This is a genomic window from Nocardiopsis sp. NPDC055824, assembly GCF_053616335.1.
This window is the reverse complement of the sequence record NZ_JBSHDN010000126.1, coordinates 1-19,159: the sequence shown is the minus strand read 5'-3', so window position 1 is coordinate 19,159 and position 19,159 is coordinate 1. Positions and strand designations below refer to the sequence as shown.

The 19,159-nt window shown below is 71.3% G+C and carries 17 protein-coding genes; 10 read left to right on the top strand and 7 right to left on the bottom strand.

Annotated elements, in window-relative coordinates; translation table 11 throughout:
• Positions 1-61: 61 nt before the first annotated feature.
• On the bottom strand, positions 62-1,444 hold the full coding sequence (locus ACWGL3_RS22075) for an amino acid permease (RefSeq protein ID WP_452461739.1): 1,383 nt from the start codon (positions 1,442-1,444) through the stop codon (positions 62-64).
• Between the two features lie 271 nt (positions 1,445-1,715).
• Between ACWGL3_RS22075 and ACWGL3_RS22070 the strand changes: the two genes are divergently transcribed.
• The 3 genes from ACWGL3_RS22070 (at position 1,716) to ACWGL3_RS22060 (ending at position 4,557) form a co-directional block, all read left to right on the top strand.
• On the top strand, positions 1,716-2,996 hold the full coding sequence (locus ACWGL3_RS22070) for a sensor histidine kinase (protein ID WP_267949956.1): 1,281 nt from the start codon (positions 1,716-1,718) through the stop codon (positions 2,994-2,996).
• Complete coding sequence (locus ACWGL3_RS22065) at positions 2,993-3,649, top strand: response regulator (RefSeq protein WP_267949955.1); 657 nt, start codon at positions 2,993-2,995, stop codon at positions 3,647-3,649. Before ACWGL3_RS22070 ends, ACWGL3_RS22065 begins: the two co-directional genes overlap by 4 nt.
• A gap of 107 nt (positions 3,650-3,756) precedes the next feature.
• Complete coding sequence (locus tag ACWGL3_RS22060; RefSeq protein ID WP_267949954.1) at positions 3,757-4,557, top strand: class I SAM-dependent methyltransferase; 801 nt, start codon at positions 3,757-3,759, stop codon at positions 4,555-4,557.
• A gap of 57 nt (positions 4,558-4,614) precedes the next feature.
• Here ACWGL3_RS22060 and ACWGL3_RS22055 read toward each other — a convergent pair whose 3' ends face one another.
• The 6 genes from ACWGL3_RS22055 to ACWGL3_RS22030 all read right to left on the bottom strand — a co-directional run bounded on the left by ACWGL3_RS22055 (position 4,615) and on the right by ACWGL3_RS22030 (position 11,964).
• Positions 4,615-5,385 carry an alpha/beta fold hydrolase gene (locus ACWGL3_RS22055; RefSeq protein ID WP_344180484.1) on the bottom strand — a complete coding sequence of 257 codons (771 nt, stop codon included), beginning with the start codon at positions 5,383-5,385 and terminating at the stop codon, positions 4,615-4,617.
• A 15-nt stretch (positions 5,386-5,400) separates the two neighbouring features.
• Positions 5,401-6,195 (bottom strand): exodeoxyribonuclease III, encoded by a 795-nt coding sequence (locus ACWGL3_RS22050; protein ID WP_452461738.1) that lies wholly within the window; start codon positions 6,193-6,195, stop codon positions 5,401-5,403.
• A 69-nt stretch (positions 6,196-6,264) separates the two neighbouring features.
• Positions 6,265-7,254 carry a tyrosine-type recombinase/integrase gene (locus ACWGL3_RS22045; protein ID WP_267949951.1) on the bottom strand — a complete coding sequence of 330 codons (990 nt, stop codon included), beginning with the start codon at positions 7,252-7,254 and terminating at the stop codon, positions 6,265-6,267.
• Between the two features lie 186 nt (positions 7,255-7,440).
• Entirely contained in the window at positions 7,441-8,520 is a 1,080-nt protein-coding gene (locus ACWGL3_RS22040; protein ID WP_267950377.1) for an acetate/propionate family kinase, read from the bottom strand.
• Positions 8,520-10,868: a phosphoketolase family protein gene (locus ACWGL3_RS22035; protein WP_352982622.1), complete on the bottom strand. Its 2,349-nt coding sequence runs from the start codon at positions 10,866-10,868 to the stop codon at positions 8,520-8,522. The genes ACWGL3_RS22040 and ACWGL3_RS22035 overlap by 1 nt, the downstream gene beginning before the upstream one ends.
• Positions 10,869-11,253: 385 nt before the next feature.
• Complete coding sequence (locus tag ACWGL3_RS22030) at positions 11,254-11,964, bottom strand: phosphotransferase family protein (protein ID WP_452461737.1); 711 nt, start codon at positions 11,962-11,964, stop codon at positions 11,254-11,256.
• 1,121 nt (positions 11,965-13,085) lie between these two features.
• Between ACWGL3_RS22030 and ACWGL3_RS22025 the strand changes: the two genes are divergently transcribed.
• From ACWGL3_RS22025 to ACWGL3_RS21995, 7 genes are all read left to right on the top strand, one after another.
• Entirely contained in the window at positions 13,086-13,322 is a 237-nt protein-coding gene (locus ACWGL3_RS22025) for a hypothetical protein (RefSeq protein ID WP_267949948.1), read from the top strand.
• A gap of 114 nt (positions 13,323-13,436) precedes the next feature.
• Positions 13,437-14,654: an urea ABC transporter substrate-binding protein gene (gene urtA, locus ACWGL3_RS22020; RefSeq protein WP_452461736.1), complete on the top strand. Its 1,218-nt coding sequence runs from the start codon at positions 13,437-13,439 to the stop codon at positions 14,652-14,654.
• A 74-nt stretch (positions 14,655-14,728) separates the two neighbouring features.
• Entirely contained in the window at positions 14,729-15,619 is an 891-nt protein-coding gene (gene urtB, locus ACWGL3_RS22015) for an urea ABC transporter permease subunit UrtB (RefSeq protein ID WP_267949946.1), read from the top strand.
• The gene (gene urtC / locus ACWGL3_RS22010; RefSeq protein WP_452461735.1) at positions 15,616-16,746 is read left to right on the top strand and encodes an urea ABC transporter permease subunit UrtC; all 1,131 of its coding nucleotides are present in this window, start codon (positions 15,616-15,618) and stop codon (positions 16,744-16,746) included. The genes urtB and urtC overlap by 4 nt, the downstream gene beginning before the upstream one ends.
• Entirely contained in the window at positions 16,743-17,489 is a 747-nt protein-coding gene (gene urtD, locus ACWGL3_RS22005) for an urea ABC transporter ATP-binding protein UrtD (protein ID WP_267949944.1), read from the top strand. The genes urtC and urtD overlap by 4 nt, the downstream gene beginning before the upstream one ends.
• Positions 17,486-18,190, top strand: a complete 705-nt coding sequence (locus ACWGL3_RS22000; protein WP_267949943.1) for an ABC transporter ATP-binding protein — start codon at positions 17,486-17,488, stop codon at positions 18,188-18,190. The genes urtD and ACWGL3_RS22000 overlap by 4 nt, the downstream gene beginning before the upstream one ends.
• A 135-nt stretch (positions 18,191-18,325) precedes the next feature.
• Positions 18,326-19,153, top strand: a complete 828-nt coding sequence (locus ACWGL3_RS21995; RefSeq protein WP_452461734.1) for an alpha/beta fold hydrolase — start codon at positions 18,326-18,328, stop codon at positions 19,151-19,153.
• The last annotated feature ends 6 nt before the right edge of the window (positions 19,154-19,159 follow it).

Genomic DNA, 19,159 nt, shown 5'->3' with positions numbered 1-19,159 from the left:
CACCCGGACGACGGCCCCCGCCGCACACCACAGGGCCGGCCACCACCGGCCCCGCACCCCCTCAAGGGGCCGCGGGATCGCGCCTGAGCCCCTCCGCCCCGGGCCGGCCCGCCAGCTCCAGCACCCGGTCCGAGGGCCTGGCCCCCCACCGGCGCCGGAACGCGTACGCCACCAGCGCCACCACCACCGAACCCACCGACGCCCACAGCGCCTGGCGCTGGTCGGGGATCACCACCATCGCCACGAAGATCGTCACCAGCCCCGCCAGCACAACCCACGTCAGATACGGGAACGCCCACATCCGCAACGACAGGCGCTCGGGCTCACGACGGCGCACCCGCCCACCCAGCACCAGCTGGGAGGCGCAGATCGTCAGGAACAGGATCAGCAGGATCGCGCCGATCGAGGCCACCAGGAACGGGAACACCCGGCCCGGCCACAGGTAGTCGGCCACCGCCGCCGCGTACCCCACCACCGTGCCCAGCAGGATCGCCCGCACCGGCACACCGCGCCGGTTCACCCCCCGCAGCACCCGCGGGGCGTCCCCCTGGCGCGTGAGCGTGAACAGCATCCGCGAGGAGGTGTACATCGCCGCGTTCAGCACGCTCAGCACCGCCACGAAGACCACCACCTCCATGATCAGCGCCGCGCCCGGCACCCCCACGCGCTCCATCACCGCCACGAACGGGCTCAGGGCCGGGTCCACCGTGTGCCAGGGCAGCACCATCACCACGACCACGATCGAGGCCACGTAGAACAGCCCGATCCGCCACAGCACGTTGGTCACCGCCGAGGCCACACCCCGCTCGGGCTCGGCGCTCTCACCCGCCGCCACGGTGATGATCTCCACCCCGCCGAAGGCGAACAGCACCACGACCGTGGCCGCCAGCACCGCCACCCACCCCTGGGGCGCGAACCCGCCGTGCTCCCACAGGTTGGAGACCCCCGACCCGTCCGAGCCGCTCCACAGCCCCAGCGCCCACAACCCGCCGATCAGCAGGAACGCCACGATCGTGGCCACCTTGACCAGGGAGAAGAACGACTCGGTCTCGGCGAAGAAACGCACCGACACCAGGTTGGCGACCGTCATCGACAACAGCACCAGCAGCGCCAGTGCCCACCCGGGCACCCCCGGCACCCACCGGCCCAGGATCGCCGCCCCGGCCACCGACTCCGCGGCCACCAGCACCGCGTACATCCACCAGTACACCCAGCCGATCGTGAACCCCGCCCAGGGGCCGAACGCCAACCGGGCGTAGTCGGAGAACGAACCCCCCGCGGGGACCGCCACCACCATCTCGCCCAGGGCGCGCAAGGTGAGGAACACCAGGGCGCCGGCCAGTACGTAGGACACCACCGCCGCCGGCCCCGCCATCCGGATGACCGCACCGGAGCCGATGAACAGCCCCGCGCCCACCGACCCGCCGATCGCGATCAGCGCCATGTGGCGCCGCCTCAGCGAGTGCGCCAGCCCCGCGCCCGTGTCGCCTGTCTCCTTGGCCGCCCCACCGGGCGGCGTCACACTGCTCGTCACCAGCCCCACACTAGGAGCAGCACCGGCCCCCCACGTGCACCGACCCCACAATAAACAGCCCATGACCCCACGAATGTGGTCGGCGCGACACCCCCGCCCCCGCCGCCCGGGGGAGCGGCCCCACCCGCCTCACCCCCCGGAGGGAGGCGCACCACCACCCGCCTGTGCCACGATCACCCACGTGCGCCACCTCACCCCGCTCCTGCACCCGCTCACCAGCGCCCACACCTACCGCCGCTGGGCCCACCTCGTCATCGGCGGCGCGCTCCTGACCCCCTACGCCATGGCCGCCCTCGTCCTGGCCTCGCTCCTGGCCCAGAACGGCCGCACCGTCGACGTGGGTGCATCCCCCGGCCCCGCCGTCTGGGTCCTGACCGCCGCCCTGGCCCTGACCGCCGTCGCCGCCACCGCCCGCATCCCCGGCGTGCGCAACGCCCAGATCCACCTGGCCCGCGCCCTGCTGCGCGGACCCCTCACCGAGCGGCCCGCACCCGCCGCCACTTGGCGCAGCACCGCCCGCACCAGCGCCTTCCTGTGCCTGCACATGGTCCTGGGCCTGGCCGTGTGCCTGCTCACCATGACCGCCCTCACCGAAGCCGCCCTCCTGGCCGCCGCGCCCCTGGCCCCCGGCCCCCACACCACCGCCCAGGGCCCCCTGACCTTCACCGGCCACGGAGAACTCACCCGCACCCAGCTCCTGGCCGCCCCCCTGCTGGGCCTGCTCCTGCTCGCCGCCCTCCTCTACACCGTCGCCCTGGCCGGCCACCTGCTCGCCCTGGCCGCACCCCGCCTGCTGGGCCCCTCGCCCACCGAACGCCTGGCCGCCGCCCAGGCCCACGCCCACACCCTCGCCGAACGCAACCGCCTGGCCCGCGAACTCCACGACTCCCTGGGCCACGCCCTGTCCGTGGTCACCCTCCAGGCCGCCACCGCCGCACGCCTGCTCGACACCGACCCCGAGTTCGCCCGCCAGGCCCTCACCCACATCGCCGACCAGGCCCGCACCGCCACCGCCGACCTCGACCACGCCCTGGGCCTGCTGCGCGAGGACACCGCCGCCCCCCGCACCACACCCCCCGACCTGACCCACCTGCCCCACCTGGCCCACGCCACCCAGCACACCGGCACCGACCTGACCTGCCACGTCAGCGGCGACCCCGCCCGCGTCCCCGCCCTGCTCTCCCGCGAGACCTACCGCATCAGCCAGGAGGCCCTCACCAACGCCCTGCGCCACGCCCCCGGCCAACCCCTCACCCTGCGCCTGCAGACCACACCCACCAGCCTCACCCTCACCGTCACCAACCCCCTGCCCCCCACCCGCACCCTCCGCCGCCCCCGCGGCGGACGCGGCATCACCGGCATGCGCGAACGCGCCCACCTGCTCGGCGGCACCCTCACCGCCCGCCCCCACGACCGCACCTGGCAGCTCACCCTGCACCTGACATGGAAAGAACAACCGTGATCGGCATCAACCTGGTCGACGACGAAGCACTCATCCGCGCCGGCCTGGCCGCCCTCATCGACGCCGAACCCGACATGGAGGTCACCGGCCAGGCCGCCGACGGCTCCGAGGTCCCCGACCTCGTGCGCCGCACCCGCCCCGACCTGGTCCTGATGGACGTGCGCATGCCCCACCTGGACGGCATCCAGGCCACCCGCACCCTGCACACCACCCTCACCGACCCGCCCCGCGTCATCGTCCTCACCACCTTCGACAACGACGACCACGTCTGGGACGCCCTGCGCGCCGGAGCCGTCGGCTTCCTCCTCAAGCGCACCCCGCCCGAGGACATCCTCGCCGCCCTGCGCATCGCCCACCGCGGCCAGACCCTGCTCTTCCCCACCGCCCTGCGCCACCTGGCCGCCACCCGGCCCGCCGCCCCCACCCCCGCCGCACGCGCGGTCGCCACCCTCACCGAACGCGAATCCCAGACCCTCACCCTCATGGCCCAGGGCATGACCAACGCCGAGATCGCCGACCGCCTCTTCCTGGGGGTGCAGACCGTCAAGACCCACGTCTCCAACACCCTCACCAAACTCGGCGCCCGCGACCGCACCCAAGCCGTCATCGCCGCCTACGACGCCGGACTCATCCGCCCCAACACCGGCCCCTGACCCCGCCCGACACCACGACACACCCACCCTTGCGCAAACACAGGGTGATAACACTGCTACGTTCAGTCATCAAAAGGTTCTGGACGCGACAGCCACACGGGGGAAGCATGCCAACCGCGTCAGCGATCGACATCGACCACATCAGCAGCCTGTACCGCACCCACCGCGACGACCTCGCCCGCGTACGCGACCAGATGCGCGCCCACCACCAGGCCGCCGACCCCCCCATGACCCCCCAACTCGACGACATCGAAGCAGAGATCACCTACCTGCTCCTGCGCGAACACACCCCCGCCCACACCGTCGAGATCGGCACCTACTACGGCTGGTCCACCACCTGGATCCTGTCCGCCCTGCGCGACAACGGCACCGGCCACCTCTACTCCTTCGACATCATCGACCACGCCCCCCGCCACGTCCCCCCACACCTGGCCCAGAACCGGTGGACCTTCACCAAGGGCGACGTACGCGCCAAGATCGCCCACATCCCCTCCGACACCGACTACCTGTTCATCGACGCCGCCCACAACGGCTGGTTCGCCCGCTGGTACCTGCACCACCTCCTGCCCGCCCTGCCCGCCCACATCCCCGTCAGCATCCACGACGTCTTCCACCAACGCCACGCCCTGCCCTTCACCGAAGGCGCCATCGTCCTCAAATGGCTCACCACCAACACCACCCCCTTCTTCACCGCCTCCAGCGCCCGCGCACCCCACACCCACCAGGCCATCCAGGACCTCAAACGCGAACTCGGCCTGGACGAACCCGTCCGCACCGGCCACCACAACCCCATGATCTACTTCCGCCTCCCCGTCCTGCCCGGCCACAACCCCCACCCCCACCGCCCACCCCAGCAACGCCCCGCCCCCCACGAACAGACCGAACCCCACCCCTCCGACAGCCCCTGACCCCGCACACGAAAAAACGGGGGGCGGGCCACCGGCCCACCCCCCGCACACCCCCGCTCACCCCGCCCCGTCGGCCTCCACCGCCCGCGGCGAACCCCCACCACCCTCCACAGCCCGCTCACGCACCGCCACCACATCCGCCGCATCGGCCACGATCCGCGAGAAGTTCACCGGCTGGTCCAGACTCACCATGTGCCCAGCCCGCGGCACATTCACCAACCGCCCGTCCGCACACGCGTCGAAGAACTGCTTCTCATGGATCCGGAAATGGTCCCGCGCACCGTTGATCAACCACACCGGCCCCTTGTACGAGGCCAGCGCCGACAACGGATCCATCTCCGAGACCGCGTCGATCACCGCCGTGGCCGCCTCCACCGCCAGACCGCCGTCCAACACCGCCTCCGCCGCACCATCACGCAACGTCAACCGGTGGAACCGCTCATTGAGCGTCGCCCCCTTGTCCGGCAGCCGATCCATCAGCACCGCCGGAATCCGGTACACCTGCGCCAACGACTGCGCCGGCTTGGCCGTACAACTCGCCGCCACCAGCCCCGCCACACGACCCGGCGCCGCACCCGCAGCCGCGATCGACACGAAACCGCCCAGACTCAACCCCACCAGCAGAGCCCGACCGCCCACACCGTCGATCGCCTCCAGCACCGTGTCCACCGCACGCCCCAGCGAGAACTCCTCACCCCGCCGCGACCCGTGCCCGGGAAGATCAGGGGCCACCACCGTGCACCCCTGCCCCTCCAACAACTCCACCTGCGGACGCCACATACTCCCCGACACCCGCAGACCATGCACCAGAACGATCGGCACACCCATGACCCGTCCCCTTCCCTACGCCCGGTACCGCACCGTCACCGGCGCATGGTCGGACCACCGGGCCCCGTGCTCGGCCGCCCGCTCCACCCGGGCCGACTCCGCCCGCACCGCCAACCCCGGCGTGCACACCTGATAGTCGATACGCCACCCCGTGTCGTTGTCGAAGGCCCGCCCCCGGTAGGACCACCACGAGTACGGCCCCTCCTGATCGGGGTGCAGCGCCCGCACCACGTCCACATAACCGGCCTCATCGAAGACCCGCCCCAACCACTCCCGCTCCTGGGGCAGGAACCCCGCACTCTTCCTGTTCCCCCGCCAGTTCCTCAGATCCGCCTCGGTGTGCGCGATGTTCCAGTCACCGCACACCACCAGATCGCGCCCCTGCCCCTCCACCTCCTTGCGCCGCCGCACCAGATACGGCAGGAACGCCTCCATGAAACGCTCCTTCTCCTCCTGACGCGGGGTGCCCACCTCACCCGAGGGCAGGTACAGGCTCGCCACCGTCACCGCCCCCAGATCCACCTCCACATACCGGCCCGACCCCTCGAACTCGGCCTCACCGAACCCCACACGCACAGCATCGGGCTCCACACGCGAATACACCGCCACACCGGCCCGCCCCTTGGCCTGCGCCGGAACCAACACCACATGCCACCCCTGCGGCGCCACCACCTCCTGCGGCAACTGGGAGGCCTCGGCCCGCGTCTCCTGCACACACACCACATCGGCCTCGGTGGCCGACAACCAGGACACGAAACCCGGATCCTTCTTCGCGGCGGCCCGCAGGCCGTTGACGTTCACGGTGGACACAACGAAAGTCGACTGATTCACGCCCACAGAGTAGCCACCCCCGCACCCCCGCAGCTCCCCTGCGCCCACTCACCCCACCACCTCACCACCCCCCAACCGCCGCAACACCCCATAGGTACGGTTGGCCCCCGCCGCCTCCCGCTGCGCACGGTCCGTCACCTGGATGTAGGCCTGCGACGACGACAACGACGCATGCCCCAGCAAACGCATGATCTCGGTGACCGACGCCCCGTCCTCCGCCAACCGCGTCGCGAACGTGTGCCGCAACGCGTGCACCAGCGTCCCCCGCGCCACCCGGTCGTGCACACCCGCATGCCTGTAGCACTGCTTGACCAGGTACTGCAGCCCACCCCGGCGCAACCCCTCACCCCGGTTGTCCACCAACAACGGATCCGACCCCCGCACCACCCCGAACCGCGCCCGCCGCGACTCCAGATAGGCCTCCAACAACACCTCCAACGGCACCTCGATGGGCAGCGACCTCTCCCCACCGCCCTTGCCCACCACCCGGATACGCCGCTCCCCGGCACGGCCCCCCACCGACTCCACCCGCAACGACAGCATCTCCGCCGAACGCATCCCCGTCAGCAGCGCCAGCGCCAACACCGCCAGATCCCGCTCCGGCCACGGATCCCGCGCCTTGCGCGCCCCCCGCGCCAACGCCTCCAACAACCGCTCGGGGGTGTCCTCACCCATCAGCGGCTTGGGCACCGAGGGCCGCACCCGCGGCCGCGGCACCGCCGACATCGGATTGCCCGCCACCACCCGCTCCGACACCCAGAACGCGAAGAACCCGTTCCACGTCGACCACGCCCGCAGCACACTGGAGGCCGCACGCTCGGCCGCGAACTCCGCGAACGCCCCCCGCAGCACCGTCGCATCCAGGTCCGACCACACCACCGCACCCGGATCCACACCCCGCACCCGGCCCACACACGCCAACACCCCCAGCAGGTCACGCCGGTAGGCGGCCACCGTGTGGGGGGAGGGCTTGGCGGCACGCCGCGCCACCAGGTACTGCTCCACGGCCTCGACCACGGACCCCTGTTCAACATCCATGACCACAGCATCCCCGATACCGCGGGCACTTCCACCCCCGCACCCCGGGTGTCCGCACCCGTTCCACACCCCCGCCTTCCGCCCCGGCGGGGGAGCGGGGGAGCGGCCCACCACCTCCCGCACCCCCGCCCACGGCACAGAAAACGGGGGCACAGGAAAAAACCCCGCACCCCCGCAGAACCCGCCTCACCCCCCGCCCACCACCTCCCGCACCCCCCGCGCCACCTCCACGTCCTCACGCGCGTGCACCACCAACGTCCGCACCGCAGCCCCCGCAGCACTCACCTCACCCTCCACACCCACACCCTCGTTCGCCCCCGCATCCACCTCCACACCCAAGAACCCCAACCCCTCCGCCACACGGGCCCGCACCAGCGCCGACCCCTCACCCACACCACCGGTGAACACCAACGCGTCCAACCCGCCCAACGACGCCGCCATCGCCGCCACCCCCGCACGCAACCGGTGCACATACACCCCCGCCGCCAGCACCGCCTCCGCGTCCACACGCCCCAACACCTCACGCATGTCCGCCGACCCCGCCAACGCCAACACCCCCGACTCGTGCTCCAACGCCTCCGCGATCTCCTCCACCGCCAACCCCGCATGCTGGTGCAGCCACAACACCATCCCCGGATCCACACTCCCCGACCGCGTCGCCATCACCAGCCCCTCCAACGGCGTGAACCCCATCGTCGTATCCACACCACGCCCCTCCAGCACCGCCGCCAACGACGCCCCCGCCCCCAGATGCGCCGTCACCACACGCCGCACACCACCGGCCACCTCCACCGCCCGACGCCACGCATACGCGTGCGAGAGCCCGTGGAACCCGAACCGCCGCACCCCCCACTCACGCCGCCACCGCTCCGGCACCGCATACGTCGACGCCTCCTGCGGCATCCCCGCGTGAAAGGCCGTGTCGAAACACGCCACCGCCGGCAGCCCCGGCAGCACCCCCTCGACCGCCTCGATCCCCGCCAACGACTTGGGCTGGTGCAACGGCGCCAGATCCCCCAACGCCCTCAACCGCCCCACCACCCGCGCATCCAACCGCACCGGCGACACGAACTCGCGCCCCCCGTGCACCACCCGGTGCCCCACCGCCTCCACCGCCGGAAACCCCTCCAACACCGCCCGCACCGCACCCCGGTCCCACACACCGCGCCGCACCGGCACCGACTCCGACGCCAACACCTCCTCCCGCGGCCCCACCACACTCAACTTCAGACTCGAGGACCCCGCGTTGACCACCAGAACACGCATCAGTACGGCCACACCCACTCACGCACCTCCACCGGATCCTCACCGAACTCCCGCGTGTACGCCCGGTGCCGCAGACGCTCGTCCACCATCCGCTGACGCACCCCCGCCGCACGCCCGCCCAACCCCGCAACCCGGTCGATCACATCCATCACCAGGTGGAACCGGTCCAGGTCGTTGAGCATCACCATGTCGAACGGCGTCGTCGTGGTGCCCTCCTCCCTGTACCCGCGCACATGCAGGTCCCCGTGCCCCGCACGCCGGTACGCCAGCCGGTGCACCAGCCACGGATACCCGTGGAACGCGAAGACCACCGGCGTGCCCACCGGGAACAGCGCCTCGTACTCCGCATCGGGCAACCCGTGCGGATGCGCGCTCGGCGGCTGCAACCTCATCAGGTCCACCACATTGACCACCCGCACCCGCAACTCCGGGAACAGCTGCCGCAACAGGTCCGCCGCCGCCAGCGTCTCCAACGTCGGCACATCACCCGCACACGCCAACACCACGTCCGGATCCTCACCCGCGCCCGTGCTCGCCCACTCCCAGATCCCGATCCCGCGCGTACAGTGCGCCACCGCCTCCTCCACCGACAAGAAGTCCAGAGCAGGCTGCTTGCCCGCCACCACCACGTTCACGTAGTCCCGCGAACGCAGACAGTGGTCGGCCACCGACAACAACGTGTTCGCGTCCGGCGGCAGATACACCCGCACCACCTCCGCCGGCTTGTTCAGCACCACATCCAGAAACCCCGGATCCTGATGCGTGAAACCGTTGTGGTCCTGACGCCACACATGCGACGTCAACAGATAGTTCAACGACGCGATCGGCCGCCGCCACGGCAGCCCCCGCGTCACCTTCAACCACTTCGCATGCTGGTTGAACATCGCATCCACGATGTGCACGAACGCCTCGTAGCAGTTGAACAACCCGTGCCGCCCCGTCAGCAGGTACCCCTCCAACCACCCCTGGCACAGGTGCTCACTGAGCACCTCCATCACACGCCCGTGCCGCCCCAGGTGCTCGTCCGAGGCCAGCACCTGCGCCTGCCACACCTTGTCCGAGGCCTCCAACACCGGCGCCAACCGGTTCGACGCCGTCTCGTCCGGCCCCATGATCCGGAACGAGTCCGGGTTGCGGCGCAGCACATCACGCAGGAAGTGCCCCAGCACCCGCGTCGCCTCACTGCTCTGCTTGCCGTTCCCCGACACCCGCACCCCGTACTCGCGAAAGTCCGGCACCACCAGGTCCCGCAACAGCGACCCGCCGTTGGCATGCGGATTCGCACTCATCCGCCGCGCCCCCGCCGGCGCCCACTCCCGCACCTCCGCCACCGGGGCCCCTGACCCCCCGAACAACTCCTCCGGCCGGTAGGAGCGCATCCACTCCTGCAGCATCCGCCGGTGCTCGGCGTTGGCACGCACCTGCCCCATCGGCACCTGGTGCGAGCGCCACGTCCCCTCCACCGCCACCCCGTCGACCTCCCGCGGCCCCGTCCACCCCTTGGGCGAACGCAGCACCACCATCGGCCACACCGGACGCCCCTCCAGACCCGAGGACCGCGCCACCCGCTGGATCCGCGCGATCTCCTCCAACGCCTCGTCCAGCACCTGCGCCATACGACGGTGCATGTACACCGGATCATCACCGGCGACCACCAGCGGCCGGTACCCGAACCCCTCCAACTGCTTGAGGAGCTCCTCCTCCGGGATCCGCGCCAACACCGTCGGATTCGCGATCTTGTACCCGTTCAGGTGCAGGATCGGCAGCACCGCCCCGTCCCGCACCGGGTCCAGGAACTTGTTGGAATGCCAGCTGCCCGCCAACGGCCCCGTCTCGGCCTCACCGTCACCCACCACGCACGAGACCACCAGATCCGGATTGTCGAAGGCCGCACCGAACGCGTGCACCAGCGAATACCCCAGCTCACCGCCCTCATGGATCGACCCCGGCGTCTCCGGCGCCACATGACTGGGCACACCCCCCGGAAACGAGAACTGGCGGAACAACCGCCGCATCCCCTCCTCGTCCCGCGTGATGTGCGGATACACCTCGGTGTAACCGCCCTCCAACCACGCGTTCGCCACCGCCGCCGGCCCCCCGTGCCCCGGACCCATCACGTAGACCATGTCCAGGTCGCGCTCCCTGATCACCCGGTTCAGGTGCGCGTAACAGAAGTTCAGCCCCGGGGTGGTGCCCCAGTGCCCCAGCAGCCGCGGCTTGATGTGCTCGGGCCGCAACTCCTCCCGCAGCAGAGGATTGTCCAGCAGGTAGATCTGCCCCACCGACAGGTAGTTCGCCGCACGCCAGTACGCGTCGACACGCCGCAACTCGTCATGGTCAAGGGCCATACCGTGTGCCTCCCCACAAGGCGGTGCCGTGAGCGGCCGGGGCGGACCCACGGCCTCCGGGACAGGACCCGCCCGCCACCCGCGCACCGGACGGACACGCCGCGAACCCACCGGCGCCCCGGCGCCACCACCCGCTCAGATCTCCTGGCAGCGCCTGCCCAGATACCGGACCGGGAAACGCCCGCCGCATGCACCTGTACGAGGACACCCTGACCGTCAGGAAGGCGTTCGACGCCGGCCGAGCACAGAGCACCAGGACCCCCACGGCAGGGGAGGGGCCGCGCCGGGAACCCGGTGCCGCACACGGTCCTCCGCGTGCGGCACCGGCAGAGGAGGGGGCCGCGCCCCGGGGAAGGGCCCGACCGGGGCAGGAGCTGCCCCGGCCTCACCCCCGCCAGGCCCGCGTGGCCGCCGACTGGGCACGGCGCACCCCCGTGGTGGGGGAGAGGGGCCTCCACTCCTCCCAGAACGCGGCCACCTCCTCGCAGCGGCGCACCATCCACGCGTGGCGCTCGGCCCACGCCGGACGCACCCCGTACGCGGCGAAGAACGCCTCCAGCGCCCCGACCTCGCCCGGATGGTAGGTGCGCACCACCCACTCACACCAGGCAAGGTCCTCCACCGGCGCCCCCGGGTGCGCCCACTCCCAGTCCAGGACGGCCGCCACCCTCCCGCCGCAGGGCTCCATCAGGACGTTGTTGGGACCGAAGTCCCCGTGCACGAACACCTGCCCCGGCAGCGGCCCGGGACCGGGAAGCAGCGCGGGGTCCAGGGCGTGCACCAGGCGCAGCACCCGCCCGCAGGCGGCCATGACCTGCTCGGCGCACCCGCGCGCCCACAGGTCCTTGGCATGGACGGCCTCGACGAACGCGGTGCGCAGGGGCGGGACCGTTCCCCCAAGGCCCTCGGAACCGCGGCCGTCGGCGCCCGGCGCGGGGTCCAGGAGCGCGGGAACGGGCACCGAACCGGCAGCGGCGCGCAGGGCGAGGGCCTCGGTGTCCCGGCGCCGCGCGGCGCCGGGGCCGAGGTGGTGTTTGACCACGACGCCGCCACTCCTTCGGGTGTCGTTGGTGTAACTGTTCGTGAGTCCTGTCATGGGTGGCTCCTGTGGCGGGGGAGGGGCGGCCGCGGTGCGACCTGACGGCCGAGTGCGCGGGAAGGGCGGGGGAGGCGGGACCGGGGTCCGGGCCCGCGCGGCGCCGGGGTTGCGGGCGGGGGCTCGGGGAACGCGGAGGGGACAGGGGCCGGTCGAGGCGACGAGGGGGTGGGGGCCGGTCGAGGCGACGGCCGACCAGGAGATCACCACAAACCACTCAGGTGTCTGCAAAGTTCACCAAAATCATGCATAACACGGTTTATGCATCAAACATGGAGAGATCGGGCTCGGCCTTGCGGGGGACGGCCTCCAAAACCTGCACACCGGGGCCTGCACGCGGGGCCGCTCGACCCCAGGACACCGCACCGCCAGGACCTCCCGACACCCGGAGCACCGCACCGGGCGGCCCCGGGGGCGTCGACGCCCTGACCCGCGGCCGACCCCGGACCGGGCCGGCCGTCCACAGGCCCCGAACGACCCTTGCCGCACACCCAACGACCTGCGGATACTGGGATTCGGGGGCGGCACGCCCCGGCAACGAGGCCGCAGGCGCCCCCGGATCCACGCTAACCCGCCACGCCGCGCCCGCACCAGACCGGCACAGGACCTGTGGACGGACGACAGCCCGGAGAGTTCGCCCCGGAGCACCCGGCGCACCGACGGCGACGCCCAGCGCCCACGGGCCCGATACGCCGCCGCCGCGCCGACGCGAGGCGAGCGCACACGGCCCGCCCGGCGCAGCGGCGGCCGGAAACGCGGAAAGCCCGCACACGCGGGCATTCCAACCCCTTCCCGCTACCCTGCCCATATCGCCGATAATGCACATTATGTCAAGTCAGAGCTCTCGAGCCCCCGTCGGGGCGGAGTCACCCGGCCCATGGCGAGTTCGAATGAGCCGCCCCCACCGATCCCGGTCCCCTGCCGCACCACCGCCCCGCGCCCGGCCGACCCCGCCCCCACGACGCCCGCCGCCCCCGGCCCGCTCGCCGGAACCGCCGGCCCCGCACACCGCCCGCACCCGCCGAACTCCCGCCCCCCACACCGCACCAACAGACGCACAAAACCCGACAAGCTCGGCCGTTCACTCCCACCACCACGCACACACCACCTATTCTGCGCACATGCTCATCCGAACCCTGTGCCGCAGCTGCCTGGGCAGCGGTACACGCGTGGCACTCCTGGCCCACCTCACCCTCACCGGCCCCGACTCCCCCGCCCACACACACGACCCCGACCACCCCGCACCCGACCTCGGGGACCAGGCCCTGGCACCGCACCCCTGCCCCCACTGCGACGGCACCGGCCACCACCTGCTCGCCGCCACCACACGCCCCCCGCCCCCGAAAAACGCGATTTAACCACCCACCGGATACCGACATGTATACGTAACCACCGGGCACGCCCCACGAAACACCCCGACACCAGCCTCCTAGGTGCACCCCCACCCCCGACCCCCTAGGAGATGGGCACACGTGGCACGCACCCGCCCGCGCACAACACCCCTGGCCGCCACCGCACTCGCCCTGGCCCTGACCGCCACCGCCTGCGCCCCCGCCGGAACCGGAACCGACGACGACACCGTCACCGTCGGCCTGCTCCACTCACTCTCGGGCACCATGGCCATCAGCGAGGTCACCGTCCACGACGCCGTCCAACTCGCCATCGACGAGATCAACGCCGACGGCGGCGTCCTGGGACGCCAGATCGAACCCATCGTCGAGGACGGCGCCTCCGACGAGGCCACCTTCGCCGAACGCGCCCAAAAACTCCTCCAGTCCGACGGCGTCGCCACCGTCTTCGGCGGCTGGACCTCCGCCTCCCGCAAGGCGATGCTCCCCGTCTTCGAACGCAACGACGGCCTGCTGTGGTACCCGGTCCAGTACGAAGGCCTCGAAGCCTCCCCCAACATCGTCTACACCGGCGCCACCACCAACCAGCAGATCATCCCCGCCCTGGACTACCTGCGCGAAGAAGGCCACACCAGCCTCTACCTCGTCGGCTCCGACTACGTCTTCCCGCGCACCGCCAACCAGATCATCACCGCCTACGCCCAGGCCCACGACATGGACGTCATCGCCCAGGAGTACACACCCCTGGGCCACACCGAGTACTCCACCATCACCGACGACATCGCCCGCACCGCACCCGACGCCGTCTTCAACACCCTCAACGGCGACTCCAACGTCAGCTTCTTCCAACAGCTGCGCTCGGCCGGGGTCAGCGCCCAGGACACCCCCGTCCTGAGCGTCAGCGTCGCCGAGGAGGAGATCGAGGGCATCGGCGCCGACAACATCACCGGCCACCTCACCGCCTGGAACTACTACCAGAGCACCCCCACCGACACCAACACCGGTTTCGTCGAGGCCTTCACCGACGCCTACGGCGAAGAACGGGTCACCTCCGACCCCATGCAGTCCGCCTACAACGCCGTCCACCTGTGGAGGGCCGCCGTCGAGGTAGCCGGCAGCTTCGAGGTCGCCGACGTCCGCCAGGCCCTGGACGGCACCACCTTCGAAGCCCCCGAAGGCACCATCACCATCGACGGCGCCACCCAGCACGTCGTCAAGACGGCCCGCATCGGCCAGGTCAACGACCAGGGCCTCATCGACGAGATCTGGTCCTCCCCCCAGCCCATCACCCCCGACCCCTACCTCGAAGGCTACGACTGGGCCGCCGCCCTCACCGGCTGAGACCACCGCACGGCGGCCGGGCCCCGACCCCCGCGGGCCCGCCCCGGCCGTCCCCGACCCCACAAGGAGCCGCGGTGGACGCCCTCGTCAACCAACTCCCCACCGGACTGGCCATCGGCGCCGTCCTCCTCCTGGCCGCCCTGGGCCTGAACTTCACCTTCGGCCAGATGGGCGTCATCAACATGGCCCACGGCGAATTCATCATGGTCGGCGCCTACACCGCCTACGTCCTGCACGCCTGGGCCGGCCTGGACCCCACCTGGTCCCTCATCGCCGCCCTCCCCCTGGCCTTCACCCTCACCGGCACCCTGGGCTGGCTCCTCGAACTCGGCCTCATCCGCCACTTCTACGGGCGCCCCCTGGACACCCTCCTGCTCACCTTCGGCATCGGCATGATCCTCCAACAGGCCGCACGCGACACCTTCGGCGCACCCAACGTCGACGTCCCCGCACCCGGCTGGCTCACCGACGGCACCACCCTGCCCGGCGGCATCCGCCTGCACCACTCACGCCTGTTCATCCTCGCCCTGGCCCTGGTCTGCGTCCTGGCCATCGCCCACTACCTGCACCGCACCCACCAGGGGCGCCAGATGCGCGCCGTCATCCACAACCGCGACCTGGCCGGCGTCAGCGGCATCAACACCCGCAAGGTCGACGCCACCACCTTCTTCATCGGCTCCGGCCTGGCCGGTGTCGCCGGGGTCGCCCTCACCCTCATCGGACCCACCGGCCCCACCCTGGGCGCCAACTACATCGTCGACGCGTTCCTCGTCGTGGTCATCGGCGGCCTGGGCCGGCTCCGCGGCACCGTCCTGGCCGCCTTCGCCCTGGGCATACTCAACGCCACCGCCCAGGCCTGGACCGACGCCTCCCTGGCCAAACTCCTCGTCTTCGCCGCCATCATCGCCTTCCTCCAGGCCCGCCCCCAGGGACTGTTCACCGTCAAGACAAGAGCGCTGACATGACCCCCACCCCCGCGCCCGGGCGGCGCACACCCCTGGCCCGCCTGCGCGGCCCCGCCACCTTCCTCGCCCTGCTCGCCGCCGCCCTGCTGCTCCTCCCCCACCTCCTCGAACCCTTCCGCCTCAACCTCCTCACCCAGTACCTGTGCTACTCCATCGTCGCCCTGGGCATCGCCCTGGCCTGGGGCCGCGGCGGCATGCTCACCCTCGGCCACGGCGTCTACTTCGGCCTGGGCGCCTACGCCATGGCCATCCACCTGACCCTGGCCGCCACCGCCGCCGACCCCCTCACCCGCGGCCGACTCCCCCAGTTCATGGCCTGGTCCGGGCGCACCGAACTCCCCTGGTTCTGGCAGGCCCTCACCCACCCCGCCGCCGCCGTCACGGCCGCACTGCTCCTGCCCGCCGCCCTGGCCACCCTCCTGGGCTGGTCCGTGTTCCGCCAACGCGTACGCGGCGCCTACTTCGCCCTCCTCAACCAGGCCCTGGCCGCCGCCTTCGTCATCCTCCTCATCGGCCAACAACACCTCACCGGCGGCTCCAACGGACTCACCGACTTCCCCGTCTTCGCCGGCCACAGCCTCTACACCCCCACCGCCCAGACCACCCTCTACACCCTCACCGTCCTGACCCTGGCCGCCACCTACCTGCTCCTGCGCCACCTCACCCACAGCCGCTACGGCAGACTCCTCATCGCCATCCGCGACGGCGAGGACCGCGTCCGCTACCTCGGCTACGACCCCACCTGGGCCAAAACCCTCGCCTACGCCCTCTCCGCCACCGCCGCCGGCGCCGCCGGAGCACTCTTCGTCCCCGTCATGGGCATCATCTCCCCCACCCTCATCGGCGTCGTCCCCTCGATCATGATGGTCCTGGCCGTGGCCATCGGCGGCCGCCACTCCCTCGCCGGAGCCGCCGCCGGAGCACTCATCATGAACACCGCCCAGACCACCTTCTCCGAAACCTTCACCGGAGGCTGGACCTACCTCCAGGGCGCCCTGTTCGTCGTCGTCATCGCCCTGGCCCCCCACGGCCTGGCCGGACTCGCCCACACCGCCCGAGCCGCCCTGCGCCGCCCACGCACCCCCGCGCCCGCCCAGGAGACCGCCACCGCCGGGAGCACCCCATGACCCTGCTCGACATCCGCGACCTCACCGTCACCTTCGGCGCCTTCACCGCCCTGGACCACATCGACCTCACCCTCGACCACGGCGAACTCCGCTTCCTCATCGGCCCCAACGGCGCCGGAAAAACCACCCTCATCGACACCATCACCGGCCGCACCCGCCCCACCAGCGGCACCATCACCTTCAACGGCCACACCCTCAACAAACGCAGCGAACACCACATCGTCCGCGCCGGCATCGGCCGCACCTTCCAGACCAGCGTCGTCTTCGAACACCTCACCGTCGCCGACAACGTCGACCTGGCCGCGTCCTTCCGCCTGCGCCCCTGGCAACTCCTGCGCCGCCCGCGCACCCCCCACCCCGAGGTCCCCGACCTCCTCGAACGCGTCGGCCTGACCCCCCACACCCACGCCCTCGCCGGCACCCTCTCCCACGGCCAACGCCAATGGCTGGAGATCGCCATGCTCCTGGCCCAACACCCCAGGCTCCTCCTGCTGGACGAACCCGTCGCCGGCATGAGCGCCGCAGAGCGCACCCGCACCGGCGAACTCCTCACCCGGATCGCCGCCGACCACACCGTCGTCGTCATCGAACACGACATGGACTTCCTGCGCCGCTACGCCCGCCAGGTCACCGTCCTGCACGAAGGACGCATCCTCACCCACGGCGACCTGGCCACCGTCCAGAACGACCCCCGCGTCCAAGAGGTCTACCTCGGCCGCACCCCCCAGGAGACCCGCCCGTGAACACCCCCCACCTGAGCATCCACGGCCTCCACGCCGGCTACGGGCGCGCCCGCGTCCTGTTCGACATCGACCTCACCATCGACACCGGCACCATCGCCTGCGTCATGGGCCGCAACGGCGTCGGAAAAACCACCCTCCTCAACACCATCGCCGGACTCCTCACCCCCACCGCCGGCACCATCACCCACAACGGCACCGACATCACCCGCCACCCCCCGCACACCCGCACCCGCAACGGCCTCGCCTACGCCCCCCAGGGCCACGCCACCTTCGCCCCCCTCACCGTCGCCGACAACCTCCACCTCGCCCACCGGGCCACACGACGAGGCGGCCCCGAACTCATCGACGCCGCCCTGGACCGCTTCCCCCGCCTCCAACCCCTCCTGCACCGCCGCGCCGGACTCCTGTCCGGAGGCCAGGCCCAACAACTCGCCATCGCCCGCGCCCTGGTCACCGACCCCACCCTGCTCATCCTCGACGAACCCACCGAAGGCATCCAGCCCTCCATCGTCGCCGAGATCGAACAGGCCGTCACCGACATCGCCGCCCAGGGCATCACCGTCCTGCTCGTCGAGCAGTACCTCGACCTGGCCCTGCGCCTGGCCGACACCGTCACCGTCATCGACGCGGGCCGCATCGTCCACAGCGGCGACCGCGCCGACCTCACCGACGACACCGCCCACGCCCTCATGGCCATCTGAGAACCCCAAACCGGACTTTCCCCAGCCTTTCCCACCAACGGGTTCACCACCCCGCCCCACCGTGATCGACTCGGCGACGGTGCGCCCCACCCGGCGCACCACACCCGAAACACCACGCACAAGGGGGCGCCACCCATGGGCCGCATCACCACACGCGACAACGTCGGGATCCACTACAAGGACTGGGGCAGCGGGCGCCCGGTCGTGTTCATCCACGGATGGCCGCTCAACGCCGACGCGTGGGAGGACCAGATGAAGTGGGTGGCCGACAACGGGTTCCGCGGCATCGCCCACGACCGGCGCGGGCACGGCCGCTCCGACCAGCCCTGGGACGGCTACGACTTCGACACCTTCGCCGACGACCTCGACGAGCTCATGAACCAGCTCGACCTGCAGGACACCACCCTGGTCGCGCACTCCATGGGAGGCGGCGAACTCGCCCGCTACATCGGCCGCCACGGCACCCGCAGGGTCCGCCAGGCGGTCCTGCTCTCCGCCGTCCCGCCCATCATGATCAAGTCCGACACCAACCCCGAAGGCGTCCCCGAGAACGTCCTCACCGGCATCAAGAACGGCATCCTCACCGAACGCTCCCAGTTCTGGAAGGACACCGCCGAGGGGTTCTTCGGCGCCAACCGCCCCGGCAACAAGGTCACCCAGGGCAACAAGGACGCCTTCTGGTTCATGGCCATGCACCAGTCCATCCAGGCCGGCGTCAAATGCGTCGACGCCTTCGGCTACACCGACTTCACCCAGGACCTGCGCAGCTTCGACGTCCCCACCCTGGTGGTGCACGGCGACGACGACCAGGTCGTCCCCATCGACGCCACCGGCCGCAAGTCCGCCAAGATCATCGCCGACGCCACACTCAAGGTGTACGAGGGCGGTTCCCACGGCATCGCCCTGGCCCCCGGCGACAAGGAGAAGTTCAACCGCGACCTGCTCGAGTTCCTCAAGAGCTGACAGGCC